The organism is Stenotrophomonas sp. 59 (genome assembly GCF_030291095.1).
Taxonomy (GTDB): domain Bacteria; phylum Pseudomonadota; class Gammaproteobacteria; order Xanthomonadales; family Xanthomonadaceae; genus Stenotrophomonas; species Stenotrophomonas maltophilia_Q.
Genome location: NZ_CP127408.1, coordinates 3,007,810 through 3,023,580 on the forward strand (window position 1 = coordinate 3,007,810; position 15,771 = coordinate 3,023,580).

General features: G+C 67.4%; 15 protein-coding genes and 2 tRNA genes. 15 read left to right on the forward strand and 2 right to left on the reverse strand.

The window, feature by feature from the left end:
- The first annotated feature begins 15 nt into the window (after nucleotides 1–15).
- The 9 genes from ccmC to QP552_RS14030 all read left to right on the forward strand — a co-directional run bounded on the left by ccmC (nucleotide 16) and on the right by QP552_RS14030 (nucleotide 7,006).
- Nucleotides 16–786: a heme ABC transporter permease CcmC gene (ccmC, locus tag QP552_RS13990; protein ID WP_286073899.1), complete on the forward strand. Its 771-nt coding sequence runs from the start codon at nucleotides 16–18 to the stop codon at nucleotides 784–786.
- The gene (gene ccmD, locus QP552_RS13995; RefSeq protein WP_286073900.1) at nucleotides 783–971 is read left to right on the forward strand and encodes a heme exporter protein CcmD; all 189 of its coding nucleotides are present in this window, start codon (nucleotides 783–785) and stop codon (nucleotides 969–971) included. The genes ccmC and ccmD overlap by 4 nt, the downstream gene beginning before the upstream one ends.
- A complete protein-coding gene (gene ccmE / locus QP552_RS14000; RefSeq protein WP_111202843.1) occupies nucleotides 968–1,429 on the forward strand; it encodes a cytochrome c maturation protein CcmE in 462 nt (153 codons plus the stop codon). The genes ccmD and ccmE overlap by 4 nt, the downstream gene beginning before the upstream one ends.
- Nucleotides 1,430–3,349: a heme lyase CcmF/NrfE family subunit gene (locus QP552_RS14005; protein WP_286073901.1), complete on the forward strand. Its 1,920-nt coding sequence runs from the start codon at nucleotides 1,430–1,432 to the stop codon at nucleotides 3,347–3,349.
- An 8-nt stretch (nucleotides 3,350–3,357) separates the two neighbouring features.
- Entirely contained in the window at nucleotides 3,358–3,975 is a 618-nt protein-coding gene (locus QP552_RS14010; protein WP_049430564.1) for a DsbE family thiol:disulfide interchange protein, read from the forward strand.
- A 4-nt stretch (nucleotides 3,976–3,979) separates the two neighbouring features.
- Nucleotides 3,980–4,429, forward strand: a complete 450-nt coding sequence (locus QP552_RS14015; protein ID WP_106550050.1) for a cytochrome c-type biogenesis protein — start codon at nucleotides 3,980–3,982, stop codon at nucleotides 4,427–4,429.
- Nucleotides 4,423–5,412 (forward strand): cytochrome C biogenesis protein, encoded by a 990-nt coding sequence (locus tag QP552_RS14020; RefSeq protein WP_286073902.1) that lies wholly within the window; start codon nucleotides 4,423–4,425, stop codon nucleotides 5,410–5,412. The genes QP552_RS14015 and QP552_RS14020 overlap by 7 nt, the downstream gene beginning before the upstream one ends.
- Nucleotides 5,413–5,548: 136 nt before the next feature.
- Nucleotides 5,549–6,661: a homoserine O-acetyltransferase gene (locus tag QP552_RS14025; RefSeq protein WP_106550052.1), complete on the forward strand. Its 1,113-nt coding sequence runs from the start codon at nucleotides 5,549–5,551 to the stop codon at nucleotides 6,659–6,661.
- Nucleotides 6,662–7,006 (forward strand): DUF1294 domain-containing protein, encoded by a 345-nt coding sequence (locus QP552_RS14030; RefSeq protein WP_286073903.1) that lies wholly within the window; start codon nucleotides 6,662–6,664, stop codon nucleotides 7,004–7,006. It abuts the gene before it with no gap.
- 100 nt (nucleotides 7,007–7,106) lie between these two features.
- Here QP552_RS14030 and cydC read toward each other — a convergent pair whose 3' ends face one another.
- Nucleotides 7,107–8,780 (reverse strand): thiol reductant ABC exporter subunit CydC, encoded by a 1,674-nt coding sequence (gene cydC, locus QP552_RS14035; protein WP_286073904.1) that lies wholly within the window; start codon nucleotides 8,778–8,780, stop codon nucleotides 7,107–7,109.
- Nucleotides 8,777–10,522 (reverse strand): thiol reductant ABC exporter subunit CydD, encoded by a 1,746-nt coding sequence (gene cydD, locus QP552_RS14040; protein ID WP_286073905.1) that lies wholly within the window; start codon nucleotides 10,520–10,522, stop codon nucleotides 8,777–8,779. The genes cydC and cydD overlap by 4 nt, the downstream gene beginning before the upstream one ends.
- A gap of 228 nt (nucleotides 10,523–10,750) precedes the next feature.
- Between cydD and QP552_RS14045 the strand changes: the two genes are divergently transcribed.
- From QP552_RS14045 to QP552_RS14070, 6 genes are all read left to right on the forward strand, one after another.
- Nucleotides 10,751–12,340, forward strand: a complete 1,590-nt coding sequence (locus QP552_RS14045; protein ID WP_049443555.1) for a cytochrome ubiquinol oxidase subunit I — start codon at nucleotides 10,751–10,753, stop codon at nucleotides 12,338–12,340.
- 15 nt (nucleotides 12,341–12,355) lie between these two features.
- Nucleotides 12,356–13,507 (forward strand): cytochrome d ubiquinol oxidase subunit II, encoded by a 1,152-nt coding sequence (gene cydB, locus QP552_RS14050; protein WP_106550056.1) that lies wholly within the window; start codon nucleotides 12,356–12,358, stop codon nucleotides 13,505–13,507.
- A gap of 58 nt (nucleotides 13,508–13,565) precedes the next feature.
- Nucleotides 13,566–13,682, forward strand: coding sequence for a cytochrome bd-I oxidase subunit CydX (gene cydX / locus QP552_RS14055; RefSeq protein WP_005410354.1), 117 nt, complete (start codon nucleotides 13,566–13,568; stop codon nucleotides 13,680–13,682).
- Between the two features lie 55 nt (nucleotides 13,683–13,737).
- Nucleotides 13,738–13,814 (forward strand) — tRNA-Pro (locus tag QP552_RS14060).
- A gap of 140 nt (nucleotides 13,815–13,954) precedes the next feature.
- Nucleotides 13,955–14,031: transfer RNA gene (locus tag QP552_RS14065), tRNA-Pro, on the forward strand.
- Nucleotides 14,032–14,252: 221 nt separating this feature from the next.
- On the forward strand, nucleotides 14,253–15,458 hold the full coding sequence (locus tag QP552_RS14070; RefSeq protein WP_286073906.1) for an MFS transporter: 1,206 nt from the start codon (nucleotides 14,253–14,255) through the stop codon (nucleotides 15,456–15,458).
- Nucleotides 15,459–15,771 lie beyond the last annotated feature (313 nt).

Here is a 15,771-nt window from a genome sequence, read left to right on the forward strand (position 1 = left end):
GGATAGCCGCCACGCATGAATCCGATTGTCCGCTGGTTCCACCAACTCGGTTCACCGCCCACGTTCGACCGTTTCGCTGCCCGCTGGTCGCGGGTGTTCTACCTCGCCGCGGTGCCGGTGCTGCTGGTCGGCATGTGGCAGGCGCTGCTGGTGGTGCCGCCGGAAGCCAAGCAGCTGGACAGCTTCCGCATCCTCTACATCCACGTGCCCAGTGCCTGGATGAGCCTGTTCGTGTTCGCGCTGATGGCGCTGTATGCGGCCATCGCGCTGATCTGGCGGATCAAGGTCTGCGAGATCCTGGCCATGGCCTGTGCGCCGATGGGCGCCGGCTTCACCCTGATCACCCTGCTGACCGGCAGCATCTGGGGCAAGGGCACCTGGGGCACCTGGTGGGACTGGGACCCGCGCATGACCAGTGAGCTGGTGCTGCTGTTCCTGTACCTGGGCGTGATCGGCCTGTACCACGCCATCGAGGACCGCCGCAGCGCCGCGCGCGCGGCCGGCCTGCTGGCCATCGTCGGCGTCAGCCTGCTGCCGGTGATCCGCTATTCGGTGGACTGGTGGGGTGGCCTGCATCAGCGCCAGTCGATCAACGTATTCGGTGAATCGGCGATCAGCAGCGCGATGATCGCGCCGCTGTGGTGGATGGTGATCGGCACCAAGTTCTGGTTCGCCGGTTCGGTGCTGGCCAAGGCACGCGCCGACAACCTCGACCGCGAGGCCGGCAAGGCCTGGGTCGCTAACCGCGTGGATGCCGCACGCCCGACCGGGGAGGCCCAGCCGTGACCCACCTGCCTTATGTGATCGGCGCCTACGCCGTGTTCGTGCTGGTGCTCGGCGCAGATGCCATCGGGTCGTGGCTGCGCCTGCGCGTGGCGCGCCGGCTCGCTCTGGCCCGCCAGCAGCGCCAGCAGACGCGCGCCGGCAAGCGGGATGCGGCGGCCTCGCTACCGACGGAGCTGGAACGATGACGCCGGTGCAGCGTCGCCGCCTGGCCTGGGTGCTGCTGGCCCTGCTCGCCTCCGGCCTGGCCACCGCACTGGTGGCGATGGCGCTGGAGCGCAACATCGCCTACCTGTACACGCCCGCAGAAGTACTGCGTGGCGATGTCGATGCGCAGTCGCGCTTCCGCTTGGGCGGCATGGTGGTGAAGGGTTCTTTCAATCGGCCGGTCGGCTCGTTGGAGGCACGCTTTGAAGTGACCGACGGCGATGCACAGCTGGCGGTGACCACCTCGCGGATCCTGCCGGACATGTTTGCCGAAGGCACCGCCGTGGTCGCCAGTGGCCGCCTGCAGGACGGTGTCTTCGTCGCCGACGAAGTGCTGGCCAAGCACGATGAAAAGTACGTGCCGAAGGAAGTGGCGGACAAGATGGGCGATGCCCATCGCAGGCACGACGTGCCGGTGACGGCACCCGAGGTGCGCTGAGTGCTGCCCGAACTGGGTCAGATCCTGCTGTTGTGTGCGTTGCTGGCCTCGCTGCTGCAGGCTGGCCTGCCGCTGGTGGGCGCGCATCGCAACAACACGGCGTGGATGGCGGTGGCACGACCGACCGCCTTCGCGCAGCTGCTGCTGCTCGCCGGTGCGTTCGCGGCGCTCACCGCCGCGTTCGTGCAGCAGGACTTCTCGGTGCGCTACGTGGCCGAGAACTCCAATTCGCTGCTGCCGATGATCTACCGCTATTCGGCGGTATGGGGCGCGCATGAGGGCTCGCTGCTGATGTGGGCGCTGGTGCTGGCATTGTGGACCGGCGCGGTGGCGCTGTTCTCCCGGCACCTGCCCGCACCGGTGCAGGCGCGCGTACTGGCGGTGATGGGCATCGTCAGCGTCGGCTTCCTCGCCTTCCTGATCTTCACCTCCAACCCGTTCCTCCGCCTGAACCCGGCGCCGCTGGAAGGGCGCGATCTCAACCCGCTGCTGCAGGACCCGGGCCTGATCATCCATCCACCGATGCTCTATATCGGTTATGTCGGCTTCGCGGTGCCGTTCGCGTTCGCGGTGGCCGCGCTGCTGGAAGGTCGCGTGGATGCGCGCTGGCTGCGCTGGACGCGGCCCTGGACCAACGTTGCGTGGGGCTTCCTGACCCTGGGCATCGCCCTGGGCAGCTGGTGGGCCTACTACGAGCTGGGCTGGGGTGGCTGGTGGTTCTGGGACCCGGTGGAGAACGCCAGCTTCATGCCATGGCTGGCCGGTGCGGCACTGATCCATTCGCAGGCCGTCACTGAAAAGCGCGGCACCTTCGGCAGCTGGACCCTGCTGCTGGCAATCGCCGCCTTCGCACTGTCGCTGCTGGGCACCTTCCTGGTGCGCTCCGGCGTGCTGACCAGCGTGCATTCGTTCGCCGCCGATCCGTCGCGCGGCCTGTTCATCCTGGTGTTCCTGTCGGTACTGGTCGGCGGCAGCCTGCTGCTGTACGCGCTGCGTGCCAACCAGCTCAGCGTGGACGCCGACGATCCGCGCCGTGGCTTCACCGCCACCTCGCGCGAGACCCTGCTGCTGGCCAACAACCTGCTGCTGGCCACCGCCTGCGCGATGGTCCTGCTCGGCACACTGTATCCACTGCTGGCCGATGCGCTGTCGCTGGGCAAGATTTCGGTCGGGCCGCCCTACTTCGGCAGCCTGTTCCTGCTGCTGATGGCCCCGATGGTGCTGCTGCTGCCGTTCGGCCCGCTGGTGAAGTGGCAACGCGACCAACCTTCGCGTGCATTCGCGCTGCTGGCGCCGTGGCTGGGGCTGGCCGTGCTGCTGGGCGCCCTGGCCTGGTGGCAGGCGCCGCAGAACGGCTGGAAGGCCGGCCTTGGCGTCGCCGCGGCAGCCTGGGTTGGAATCGGCACCGCGCGCTTCGTCTGGCAGCGCCTGCGCGGCAACGGCCGCTTCACCGCCGAAATGCTCGGCATGATCGTCGCCCACGCCGGCATCGCCGTGTTCCTGGCCGGCGCACTGCTGGTGGAAGCCTTGAACGTACAGCGCGAAGTAGCGCTGGCGCCGGGCCAGCAGCTGGTGGTCGGTCGCTACGAAGTCCGCTTCGAAGGCGTGGACCATCGCGAAGGGCCGAATTTCATCGCTGATCGAGGCCATCTGCGGGTGTTCCGCAACGGCCGCGAGCAGGCCCTGCTGCATCCCGAGAAGCGCCAGTACGCCAGTGGCGGCCAGGTGATGACCGAGGCCGGCATCGATGCACGCTTCGACGGTGATGTCTACGTGGCATTGGGCGAGCCGCTGGGCAACAATGCATGGGCGGTACGGGTGCACATCAAGCCGTTCGTGCGCTGGATCTGGCTGGGCGCGCTGCTGATGGCCCTGGGCGGATTCATCACCGCCGCCGACCGCCGTTTCCGTCGTCCGTAGGAGTTCCCATGTCCGAGTCCCCCGCCCCTCGCCCTTCCCGCCCGCTGCCGCCGGTAGCCATCGTGATAGGCGTGCTGTTCTTCTTCGGCCTGCTTGGGCTGATGATCTACGGGGTGATGAAATCGGGCGATCCGCAGCGCGACGTGCTGCCCTCGGCGCTGATCGACAAGCCGGCGCCGGCGTTCGCGCTGCCGGTGCTGCACGACCCGGAAATGATCGTGCACAGCGACGACCTGCGCGGTGCGCCCTACCTGCTGAACGTATGGGGCAGCTGGTGCGCGGCCTGCCGCGAGGAACACCCGGTGCTGACCCGCTTCGCCGAGAGCAAGCGCGTGCGCGTGATCGGCTACAACTGGAAGGATGACCCCACCGACGCGCTGCACTGGCTGGAACAGCTGGGCAACCCGTTCATGGTGGTGCTCAGCGATGTCGAAGGCCGCACCGCGATCGACTGGGGCGTGACCGCCGCACCGGAAACCTTCCTGGTAGACGGTAGTGGCATCGTGCGCTGGAAATACAGCGGCGCGATGACCCAGCGCGTGGTCGACGAGAAGCTGATCCCGGCGCTGGAGAAGATCGAGAAGGCCCAGGGCAATGCCGGCAACACCCTGCACACGGCGCCTTGAGCCCATGCGCTGGCTGCTGGCGCTGCTGCTCCTGATGCTGCCACTGGCCGTGCCGGCCCAGCAGCCGCTGCACGATCCGCAGCCGCTGCAGTTCCGCGATGGCGCCGAGGAACGCCGCTTCCATGACCTGGCCGCGCAGCTGCGCTGCGTGCAGTGCCAGAACCAGTCGCTGGCCGATTCCAACGCACAGATCGCCCAGGACCTGCGCCGCGAGGTGCTGCAGCTGATGCAGCAGGGCCACGACGATGCGCAGATCAAGCAGTTCCTGGTCGCGCGCTATGGTGAGTTCGTTCTCTACCAGCCACCGCTGCAACCAGGCACCTGGCTGTTGTGGGGGGGCCCGCTTCTGGTACTGGGTGCGGGCGCACTGGTGGTGCTGGGGATCGTCCGCCGTCGTGGACGCACGGTCGGCGCCGCGCCGGCCGGCAAGGCCGATGAAGGAGATGGATGGTGAGCCACTGGCTGCCGATGCTGGCCGGCCTGGTCGCTGCGCTGGTGGCAGCGCTGGTGCTGTGGCCGCTGCGCCACCACGGTCGCCGCGGTTTCGCGGTGGGCGTGATTGCACTTGGCGTGGCTGGCGCCTGTCTTTACCTGCTGGTGGGCGATCCGCGCGCCGCACAGGTGCAGCCGGCGCCGTCGGTGGCGACGCTGCGCGATGGCGTGCAGGCCCTGCAGGATGCGTTGGAGCGTGACCCACAGCGGGCCGATGGCTGGACCCTGCTGGGTCGTTCGCAGGCCGAACTGGGCAATGCCTCAGCTGCGGCGGGCGCGTTCGCGCGGGCCGCAGCATTGGCACCGGATGATCCGGGCGTACTGGTGGAAGCCGCGCAGGCACGTGCGCAGGCCGACGCCGGCAAACAATTCGATGACACCGCAATGGCCTGGTTGCAGCAGGCGCGCACGCTGGCACCCGATGCCGAGCGCGCAAGCTGGCTGCTCGGCATCGCCCTGCGCCAGCGGGGCCGGAATGCCGAAGCCGCCGACGTCTGGAGCAGCCTGCTGCCGCGACTGGAACCGGGCGCCGCGCAGGCACTGCAGGCACAGATCGCCATCGCCCGCGAAGCTGCCGGCCAGGCACCTGATGCTGCCGCTGCGACGCCGCAGGCGCTGCTGCAGGTGCGCGTGCAGCTGCCTGCACTGAAGGCGAACGAGTGGCCAGCCAGCACCCAGGTGTTCGTGCTGGCCCGTGCCGTCGGCGGCCCGCCGATGCCAGTGGCCGCTCGCAAGCTGCCGCTGGCCGGCTTCCCGGCCACGGTCGGGCTGGGCGACGGTGACAGTCCAATGCCGACCGCACCGCTGTCGGCACATCGCGAAGTGGAAGTGCTGGCACGCATCTCGCGTACCGGTAGCGCCAACCGCAGCGAGGGCGACCTGCAGAGCGTGCCGGTGAAGGTGAGCCTGCCGCATGACGGCGTGGTTGAGCTGCGGTTTCCCTGACCTGTAGCGCCGAGCCCATGCTCGGCAGCCGAACATGGGCTCGGCGCTACAGTAGATCCACGCCATGCGTGGATACGGCCACCGATGGAAACCAGCATGTCGCCAGCTGCACATCCGGCCCCGCTAGAATGCCCGCATGACTGAATTCATCCCGCCCGGCACCCGTTTCCATGCCCTGCCCTCGCCGTTCCCGTTCAAGCGCGGTGGCGCCCTGCACGGCGCCCGCGTGGCCTATGAAACCTGGGGAACGCTGGCTGCCGACGCAGGCAACGCGATCCTGATCGTGACCGGTCTTTCGCCGGATGCGCACGCAGCGGCCAACGACGCCAATCCGGCACCGGGCTGGTGGGAAGGCATGGTTGGTCCCGGCAAGCCGATCGATACCAACCGCTGGTTCGTGGTGTGCGTGAACTCGCTGGGCAGCTGCAAAGGCTCCACCGGCCCCGCCTCGCTCAATCCGGCCACGGGCGAACCGTATCGCCTCGACTTCCCCGAGCTGTCGATTGAAGACGGCGCACGCGCCGCCATCGAGGTCGTGCATGCGCTGGGCATCGAGCAGCTGGCCTGCGTGATCGGCAATTCGATGGGCGGCATGACCGCCCTGGCCGTGCTGATGCTGCATCCGGGAATCGCGCGCAGCCACGTCAACATTTCCGGCAGCGCGCAGGCGTTGCCGTTCTCGATCGCGATCCGCTCGCTGCAGCGCGAAGCGATCCGCCTTGATCCGCGCTGGAACGGCGGCCACTACGACGACGACGCGTATCCCGAGTCCGGCATGCGCATGGCGCGCAAGCTGGGCGTGATCACCTATCGCTCGGCACTGGAATGGGACGGCCGTTTCGGCCGCGTGCGGCTGGATTCGGACCAGACCGATGATGATCCGTTCGGCCTGGAATTCCAGGTGGAAAGCTATCTGGAAGGGCACGCGCGGCGCTTCGTGCGTTTCTTCGACCCGAACTGCTATCTGTACCTGAGCCGATCGATGGACTGGTTCGACCTGGCCGAGTACGCCGATGGCGATGTGCTGGCGGGGCTGGCGAAGATCCGGGTGGAGAAGGCGCTGGCCATCGGCGCCAACACCGACATCCTGTTCCCGGTGCAGCAGCAGCAACAGGTCGCCGACGGCCTGCGTGCCGGAGGCGCTGAAGCGCATTTCATCGGATTGGAGTCACCGCAGGGCCACGACGCCTTCCTGGTCGACTTCGATCGTTTCGGCCCGGCCGTGCGCGGCTTCCTCGACGCGCTGTAAGTGGGCTGGCGGCGCAACCTGGCGCTGGCCGCGTTCGGCGCGTTGATCGCGCTGATGATCAGCGACGTGCTGCCGCTGTGGCTGGGCGGCTGGTGCCTGCTGGCCAGCGCGGTGTCCTTCGGCCTGTACGGTCACGACAAGCGCGCGGCGCAGCGAAAGCAGTGGCGGATTCCCGAACGTACCCTGCAGCTGCTGGCGTTCGCCGGCGGCTGGCCCGGCGCGCTGCTGGGCCAGGCCGTGTTCCGCCACAAGCACCGCAAGGCCACGTTCCAGTGGGCGTTCTGGCTGTGCGTACTGGCAAACGTGGCCTCGATCGCGGTGATGCTGCGCGAGTTCTCGCGATAGCCAACCTGTAGGGCCGGGCCCATGCTCGGCTGCCTCTTTACGAAGCCGAGCATGGGCTCGGCTCTACAGTGGATCCACGCCACGCGTGGATGTGCATCGGTCAAAGTTCGCGGACCAGGGCGCCATCACGCAACCGGTACTGCGCATCCACCACGCCTTCGGGCAGATCATCGTGGGTGATCATCAGCAGGCTGCGCCCGTCCAGCAACCCGGAAAGATCCTGCAGCAGCGCACGTGCGGTATCCACGTCCAGGCCTTCGGTGGGTTCGTCCAGCAACAGGATCGGCGCATTGCGCAGCAACGCGCGCGCCAGTGCCAGGCGCCGCGCCTGGCCGGCCGACATCGTCGCGCCGTTCTCGCCCACCCAGGTCTGCAGGCCACCGTTCCGCTCGGCCCATTCACCCAGGCGCACGCGGCGCAGCACCGCCCACAAGGCGGCGTCGCTGGCATCGGGATCACCCAATCGCAGGTTCTCGGCCACGCTGCCGGCAAACACCGGCGCGTTCTGCGGCAGCCACGCCAGTTGCTGGTGCCAATCAGCCTGACAGAAATCACGCAGGTCGCGGCCGCCGTAGGTCAGTCGTCCCTGCTGAGGATCCCATAGCCGCAGCAGCAGGCTGGACAGGGTGGTCTTGCCACTGCCGCTGTCGCCGCGGATGGCGATTCGTTCGCCCGGCGCGAGGGTCAACTGCAGGCCGGACAACACCGGTCGCGCCGCGCCCGGCCACTGGAAATGCACGTCATCCCAATGCACGCGCGCGGCCTGCGGCACTGCCTGCGGCGCCTGCGGATCCTCCACCGTCGGCGGTTGCTCGACGATGGCCTGCAGGCGATCGGCGGCGATGCGCCCGGCCTGCAGCGACTGCCAGGCCAGGCCCATGCCCGCCCACAGTTCGATCAGTGCCACGGTGAGGAACACCAGGCCCGCCGCCATTTCCGGCGCGATGCGCTGCTGTTCGGCCGCGAGGAGCGCCAGCGCCAGCATCGCCACCAGCCCCAGCCCCGCGACCACGCCATGCAGGGTCGAGGCTGCGATCAGGCGCCAGCGCCGACGACGATCACGCGCGGCCAGCTGCTTGGCCGCCACGCGCACCTTCAGCTGCCAGGCCGCATCGGCATGCAGCGCGGCCAGATCGCCCGCACCCTCCAACCCTTCAAAGGCGGCGGTGCGCAGTGCAGCACGATGCGCGGCACGGTCGGCCTCTTCATCGTCGCGGCCGCGCACACCCAGCCACGGCACGCCGAAGGCGATCAGCAGCGCCAGCACCGCCAGCAGCACCGCTGCGGACGGCAGTATCAGCGCCGCCGATGCAACCGCCACCAGCGACAGCGCGCCCAACGCCACCAGTGGCCCGATCGCACGCACCAGCAGGCCATCCACTTCACCGATGTCACCGAGCAGGCGCGCCAGAAGTTCGCCGGTGCGCGTAGCCCCCAACCGTGCGGGTGCCAGCGGCAACGCGCGGCGGAAGAACCACACGCGCAGGTCGCGGGCGATGCGCAGGGTGGCATCGTGGCCGACCAGCTTCTCGAAGTAGCGCGACACGATGCGTGCCATCGTCAGCCCGCGGATACCCGCGGACGGCGAGAAGAAGTTGAAGCCCTGGCCGAGGCCGGCCGCACCAGCCAATGCGGCGGCGGTGAGGAAGCCACCGGACAGGCCCAGCAATGCAGTGCCGGCCAGCATGGTGGTCCACAACAGCAGGATCGTCAGCAGCAGCCGCGGCCGATGACGCAGGAACACCGCACGCAGCGAATCAGGCGAGCGGCTCATGCGCGCACCGCCTGCGCCGGTTCCACCAGGCGACCTTCCGGCAACAGCAGGCAACGGTCGGCCCAGGCGATCACCGCCGGGCTGTGGGTGGCGACCACCACGCTGCGGCCTCGTGCATAGGCCGCCAGGCTGCGCAGCAGGGCCGCTTCGGTATCGGCATCGAGAAACGCGGTGGGTTCGTCCAGCAACAGCACCTGCGGGTCGCGCAGCAACAACCGGGCCAGGCCGATACGACGGGCTTCGCCGCCGGACAGGCCGAAGCCACGCTCACCGATCACGGTCTCCAGACCCTGCGGCAGGCGCTGTGCGAACTGAAGCACCTGCGCGGCCTCGGCCACCGCACGCAGGCGCGCATCGCTGGCACCCGGATCGGCCAGGCGCAGGTTATCGGCAATGCTGCCGTGGAACAGGTATGGGCGCTGGCTGGCATAGGCCACCTGCACGCCAGGACGCAGCTGCAGTTTGCCGGCGCGCGGTGGCAGCCAACCGGCCAGCGCTTCCAGCAAGGTGCTTTTGCCGGACCCGCTGGGACCGACCAGGGCCAGGCGCTGGCCCGGCTCCAGCAGCACGTCCAGATCGTGCAGCACATCGTGCGGCGCGCCCAACGGGCGAAGAACCAGGCCCTGTGCCTGCAGCGGCGGCAATGCAGCTTCGGCCGGCTCCACCGCCAGCGGTGCGATCTCGTTCTCGATCAGGCCCTGCTCCTCGGGCAGAGACTGCAGCAGCCGTTCCACCTCGGCAGCAGCGGCCAGTGCGTTGGCACGATCGTGGTAGTGCGCCGCCAGGCGCCGCAGCGGCGCGTAGAACTCCGGCGCCAGCAGCAGGCAGAACAGGCCCGCGCCCAGCGTCGGCACCATCGAGTGCAGCGACATCATGCCCAGGTAGCTCAGGCCCAGGTACAACGCGACCATCGCCACGCTCACCGAGGCGAAGAATTCCAGCACCGTGGACGACAGGAAGGCGATGCGCAGCACCTTCAGGGTGCGCACGCGCACCCCTTCGGCGGCGGCCTCGATACCCTCCAGCTCGGCCTCGCCACGGCCATACAGGCGCAGCAGGCCCAGGCCCTTGATGCGATCAGCGAAGTGGCCGCTCATCCGCGCCAGTTCGCCCAGCTGGGCACGACCGGCGGCTTCGGCGCCCCAGCCCACCAGCATCATGAAGAACGGCACCAGTGGCGCGGTGAACAGCAGGATCAGCGCTACCACCCAATCAACCCAGGCCACCGCGGCCAGGATCAGCAGTGGCACCATCACCACTTCGGTGCGCACCGGCAGGAAGCCACTGTAATAGTTCTCGATCGCATCGCCGTGATGCAGCATCAGTTCGCCCAGCTCACCGGTGCGGCGTTGCCGCAGCCACAGCGGGCCATGCCCGAGCAGTCGCGCGAACACGCGCTCGCGCAGGGCCAGCCGCGCGGCATCGGCCACATCACCGGCAGCAGCCTGGGTGGCGCTGCCGAGCAGCGTGCGCAGCACCAGGACCAGCGCCAGCCCACCCAGCACCGGCAGGCCCGATGCCAATGGCGCGCGCTCCACCAGCACCTGCTGCACCAGCCAGGCAATGGCGGCAGCCTGGCCGATCAACAGCGCTCCGGACAGGCTGATGCACAGCGCCGCCAGGCGCTGGCGGCCTCGAGCGGCGCGCGCCAGGTCAGCCAGCCAGGCCGTGCGTACGCGCCGCTGGCGGGCGGTTTCAGCTTCCGGGGAAAGGCCGTCAGGGGTCGTTTCGGCAGCGCTCAAGGGGTCTTCACGGGCATCGGGGGAGACACGGCATTGTAGGCGCAGGCAACAGCCCGCCCCTGCGGCCGGCGGTCGCAGTCTTCATCAGGTTCGCATACGATCCCTTCGCATACCTGTTCATACATTGATCTGGATCAAGGCTGTTTGAAGTAGTCGGTCACATCATTCACGTCGTAGACCACCCTTCCCGCCACCTGCAACGGCACTATCCAACGAGGTAGCCAGGCCATGATTGATCAGACAGTCGTAGAACTGTCGCGGCTGCAATTCGCGCTGACCGCGATGTACCACTTCCTATTCGTACCGCTCACCCTCGGCCTGTCCTTCATGGTGGCCATCATGGAGAGCGTGTACGTGATGACCGGCAAGGAGATCTGGCGCAGGATGACCCTGTTCTGGGGCGTCCTGTTCGGCATCAACTTCGCCATGGGCGTTGCCACCGGCATCGTCATGGAATTCCAGTTCGGCATGAACTGGTCCTACTACAGCCACTACGTGGGTGACATCTTCGGTGCGCCGCTGGCGATCGAAGGCCTGATGGCATTCTTCCTGGAAGCCACCTTCGTCGGCCTGTTCTTCTTCGGCTGGAACCGCCTGAGCAAGGTCAAGCACCTGATGGTGACCTGGCTGATGGCACTGGGCACCAACCTGTCGGCGATCTGGATCCTGATCGCCAACGGCTGGATGCAGAACCCGACCGGTGCGGTGTTCAACCCGGAAACCATGCGCATGGAAGTCGTCGACTTCATGGCCGTGGTGTTCAACCCGGTGGCGCAGGCCAAGTTCGTGCATACCGTCAGCGCCGGCTACGTGACCGGTGCGGTGTTCGTGATGGCGATCAGTGCCCTGTTCCTGCTGCGCAACAAGCACAAGGACCTGGCCCGTCGTTCGTTCGCGGTGGCGGCTGCGTTCGGCCTGTTGTCCTCGCTGTCGGTGGTGGTGCTGGGTGACGAGAGCGGTTACGCCGCCAGCGAACACCAGAAGATGAAGCTGGCCGCGATCGAAGCGATGTGGGAGACCGAGCGTGCGCCGGCCGACTTCACCGCCTTCGGCATCCCGAACCAGGAAACCCACCAGAACGACTACGCGGTGAAGATCCCGTACCTGATGGGCCTGATCGCCACCCGATCGTTGAACCAGCCGATTCCGGGCATCCTGGAACTGGTCGAGCGTGCCGAACACCGCGTGCGCGGCGGCCAGCTGGCCTACGGTGCATTGGAACGCCTGCGCGCCAACAAGAACGACGTTGAAGCACGCGAGATGTTCGACCGCCACTGGCAGGATCTGGGCCACGGCCTGCTGCTCAAGCGCTACCGCGACGACATCCTCAACGCCACCCCGCAGGAAATCTCGCAGGCGGCCATGGACACCGTGCCGCGCGTGATGCCGCTGTTCTGGACCTTCCGCGTGATGGCCGGCCTCGGCTTCTACCTGATCGCCTTCTTCGCGCTGGCCTTCTACTACTCCTGCCGCAACAACTTCCAGGACAAGCGCTGGTTCCTGCGCCTGGCCCTGTGGACGCTGCCGGCGCCCTGGATCGCGATCGAGTGCGGCTGGTTCGTGGCCGAGTACGGTCGCCAGCCGTGGGCGGTGGATGGCGTGCTGCCGACCTTCTATGCGGCATCGGGCCTGGCCCTGCATGAAATCGTGCTGACCCTGGCCGGCTTCACCGCGATCTACACCGCGCTGATCGTGGTCGAGATCAAGCTGATGCTCAAGGCGATCCGCAAGGGTCCGGACGAGGTGCTGCCGTCGCTGCAGTCGCCCCAGCCGCATGCTTCCCACAATGCCTCGGCGCCGGCCGCCGGCCAGGCCTGAGGCAGGAGAACCAAGATGGATTTCATTCTTCTGGACTACACCACGCTGCGCGTGATCTGGTGGCTGCTGCTCGGCATCCTGCTGATCGGTTTCGCCGTGATGGATGGTTTCGACCTGGGCGTAGGCACGCTGCTGCCCTTCGTGGCCCGCAACGATGCCGAGCGCCGGCTGGTGATCAACACCATCGGCCCGGTGTGGGAAGGCAACCAGGTGTGGCTGGTACTCGGTGGCGGTGCGATCTTCGCCGCCTGGCCGCCGCTGTATGCGGTCAGCTTCTCCGGGTTCTACCTGGCGATGTTCGTGATCCTGTTCGCGCTGATCCTGCGTCCGGTCGGCTTCAAGTTCCGCAGCAAGATGCCCAGCGAGCGCTGGCGCAACACCTGGGACTGGGCGCTGTTCATCGGTGGCTTCATCCCGGCACTGATCATGGGCGTGGCGGTGGGCAACGTGGTGCTGGGCGTGCCGTTCCACTTCGATGACAGCATGCGCATCTTCTACACCGGCTCGTTCTTCGGCCTGCTGATGCCCTTCGCGCTGCTGGCCGGCCTGCTCAGCGTGTCGATGCTGGTCGCCCATGGTGCCGCCATGCTGGTGCTGAAGACCGACGGCCCGGTGGCCGATCGTGCGGCCCGCTTCGGCAGCATCGCCGCGATCATCGCCTTCGTGCTGTTCGCCGTGGGCGGCGCCTGGGTGGCCTTCGGCCTGCCGGGTTACCAGATCACCTCGCAGGTGGTTACCGATGGCGCCACCAATCCGCTGCTGAAGACCGCCGAACTCGGCGCTGCCGGTGGCTGGATGCGCAACTACAGCGCGATGCCGGCCACGATCCTGGCCCCGCTGCTTGGCCTGGCCGGCCTGCTGGCCAGTGCGGTGCTGCTGCGAGCCCGTCGTGGTGGCCTGGCCTTCATCGCCTCCGGTGCGGCCATCGCCGGCATCATCCTGACCGTCGGCTTCGCCATCTTCCCGTTCCTGCTGCCGTCCTCGAGCCAGCCCACCTCCAGCCTGACCGTGTGGGATGCCTCGTCCAGCCACCTGACCCTGTGGATCATGCTGCTGGCCACGGCGGTGTTCCTGCCGATCATCATCGGTTACACCACCTGGGTGTACCGCGTGCTGAAGGGCAAGACCACCACCGAAGAGATGGGCAACAACCCGAACGCGTATTGATTGCTTGCACGTGTGCCGGCCAACGGTCGGCACCTACCCGGAATGAAGGAGACTGATCATGTGGTATTTCGCCTGGATTCTCGGTGCCGGCCTCGCCTCGACGGTGGCCATCCTCAACGGCATGTGGTTCGAAGCCCGCGAGCAGAACCGCATCGAGAAGGAAAATCGTCGCTGAGCTGTAAAAAAACCTTGCCGCCTTGGCCTTCACACGGTATCTTAGGCGGCTCCTTCGGGGTGTAGCTCAGTCTGGTAGAGCGCTACGTTCGGGACGTAGAGGTCGCAGGTTCGAATCCTGTCTCCCCGACCACTCAAGTGGTCGCATTGAAGCCTGGTGAAGTCGTCCAGGCTTTTTTGTTCCCTGAAGTGGCACTGCTTCGGCAGTGTGAAGAAAACAGCATTTACCCCTTGCCGCCATCGGGGTGAATCGCTAGAATAGGCGGCTCCCTTCGGGGTGTAGCTCAGTCTGGTAGAGCGCTACGTTCGGGACGTAGAGGTCGCAGGTTCGAATCCTGTCTCCCCGACCACTTCGGTGGTCACCAAGAAGCCTGGAAGACACCACTGTCCTCCGGGTTTTTTTGTATCAAGCGCCAGCCCACCCGCATGACGGGACCTTGCCGGGCGGCGCACGTACAATGGCCGCGCTGCCGGCCCGCCTGCAGCCCCTCCCCCACCTGCCGCTTCGGCGTAGACCGATGCCGGCGCTGCATGCCATTGCCGCGGCATGCGACACCTGCAAGGACCACCGATGAGTTCCTCCACTTCCGATTCGCCGTCGCTGCTGCACGGTCGTGTCCTCGCTTTCGCCGCCATCCTGCTGGCGGCGATCAACCTGCGCACCGCCGTCACTTCGATCACCCCGCTGCTCGACGTACTGGGCCAGCAGTTCGGCTTCGGCACCACCATGACCGGTGTGCTGGGCATGTTGCCGACCGCCTCGTTCGCGTTGTTCGGCGTGGCCACGCCGGCACTGGCACGGCGCCTCGGCCTGGAGCGCACCACCCTGCTGGCGATGGTGATGGCGATGGCCGGCCTGCTGCTGCGCTCCAGCGCCGGCAATGTCGGCACGCTGCTGCTGGGGTCGGTGCTGGCGCTGGCCGGCATGGGCATCGGCAACGTGGTGGTACCGCCGCTGGTGAAGCGCTACTTCGCCAACAAGGTCGGCACCATGAGCACGCTCTACATCAGCGTGCTGCAGCTGGGCACGATGCTGCCGGCGCTGCTGGCGGTGCCAATGGCAAACGCCGCTGGCTGGCGCGTGTCGCTGGGCATGTGGGCGCTGCTCGCGCTGGCCGCGGCACTGCCGTGGCTGGTGCTGGCCAGGCGCGCACCGAAGCCGCAGGCCGACGCCACCGACCCGACCGCGCAGCCGCATGGGAAAGTCTGGCGCACGTCGCTGGGCTGGAGCATGACGCTGATGTTCGGCATGACCTCGCTGATGACCTATTCGATGTTCACCTGGCTGCCACGCATCGTGGTCGAGGCCGGTGGCACGCCGGCCTTCGGTGGCGTGATGGTGGCGGTGTTCTCGGCATTGGGGCTGCTGCCTTCACTGGTCATCCCGTCGATGGCGGTTCGCATGCAGAACCCGTTCCCGCTGGTGCTGATCGGCTTCTTCTCGTTCGTGATCGCCTTCACCGGCCTGCTGCTGGCACCGATGAAGGCCCCGCTGCTGTGGGCCTGCCTGCTCGGCGTCGGTCCGTCCACCTTCCCGCTGGCGCTGACCCTGATCAACCTGCGCACGCGCACCCCCACCGGCTCGGCGGCGCTGTCCGGCTTCATGCAGGGCGTGGGCTACAGCTTCAGCTGCCTGGGGCCGTTCCTGGTCGGCTGGCTGCATACGGTCAGCAACGGCTGGACGCTCCCGTTCAGCTTCCTGTTCGGCTGCGCCACCCTGATGCTGTGCGCCTCCTGGGTGGCCTGCAAGCCACGCAAGCTGGAAGACCTCTGGTAAGCCATCGAGGGGCCGCACGCCGGCCCCGCCTGCCGCTCGTCAGCCATTCCAGGAAAATTGACGCCGGACTGACAATTCCGGGCGGATAGTGCCCACGAATGCCCATCCTTGCCGCGTGCCGGCATTGGGCATGGGGGCGGCCTGGCCGCCCAGGCCACCACTCGGTGTGCGGGGGATTCTCGCTTCAGACAAGACATTGCAGGTCGCTGTCCGGGTTGTACCCGTCCTTGCTGGGCGGGAGTGCACGAAGGGAGTGACGCAGGGCACGGCCACCCCAAAAGCTGGCATGTGATGTGCGTCACATTTTTCACGG

Bases quoted from the DNA above. Each gene is read 5' to 3' on its own strand.
- QP552_RS14045 (WP_049443555.1), top strand. From the start codon at position 10,751: ATGATTGATCAGACAGTCGTAGAACTGTCGCGGCTGCAATTCGCGCTG.
- cydX (WP_005410354.1), top strand. From the start codon at position 13,566: ATGTGGTATTTCGCCTGGATTCTCGGTGCCGGCCTCGCCTCGACGGTG.
- QP552_RS14070 (WP_286073906.1), top strand. From the start codon at position 14,253: ATGAGTTCCTCCACTTCCGATTCGCCGTCGCTGCTGCACGGTCGTGTC.
- QP552_RS14025 (WP_106550052.1), top strand. From the start codon at position 5,549: ATGACTGAATTCATCCCGCCCGGCACCCGTTTCCATGCCCTGCCCTCG.
- QP552_RS14015 (WP_106550050.1), top strand. From the start codon at position 3,980: ATGCGCTGGCTGCTGGCGCTGCTGCTCCTGATGCTGCCACTGGCCGTG.
- QP552_RS14010 (WP_049430564.1), top strand. From the start codon at position 3,358: ATGTCCGAGTCCCCCGCCCCTCGCCCTTCCCGCCCGCTGCCGCCGGTA.
- ccmE (WP_111202843.1), top strand. From the start codon at position 968: ATGACGCCGGTGCAGCGTCGCCGCCTGGCCTGGGTGCTGCTGGCCCTG.
- ccmC (WP_286073899.1), top strand. From the start codon at position 16: ATGAATCCGATTGTCCGCTGGTTCCACCAACTCGGTTCACCGCCCACG.
- cydB (WP_106550056.1), top strand. From the start codon at position 12,356: ATGGATTTCATTCTTCTGGACTACACCACGCTGCGCGTGATCTGGTGG.
- QP552_RS14020 (WP_286073902.1), top strand. From the start codon at position 4,423: ATGGTGAGCCACTGGCTGCCGATGCTGGCCGGCCTGGTCGCTGCGCTG.
- cydC (WP_286073904.1), bottom strand. From the start codon at position 8,780: ATGAGCCGCTCGCCTGATTCGCTGCGTGCGGTGTTCCTGCGTCATCGG.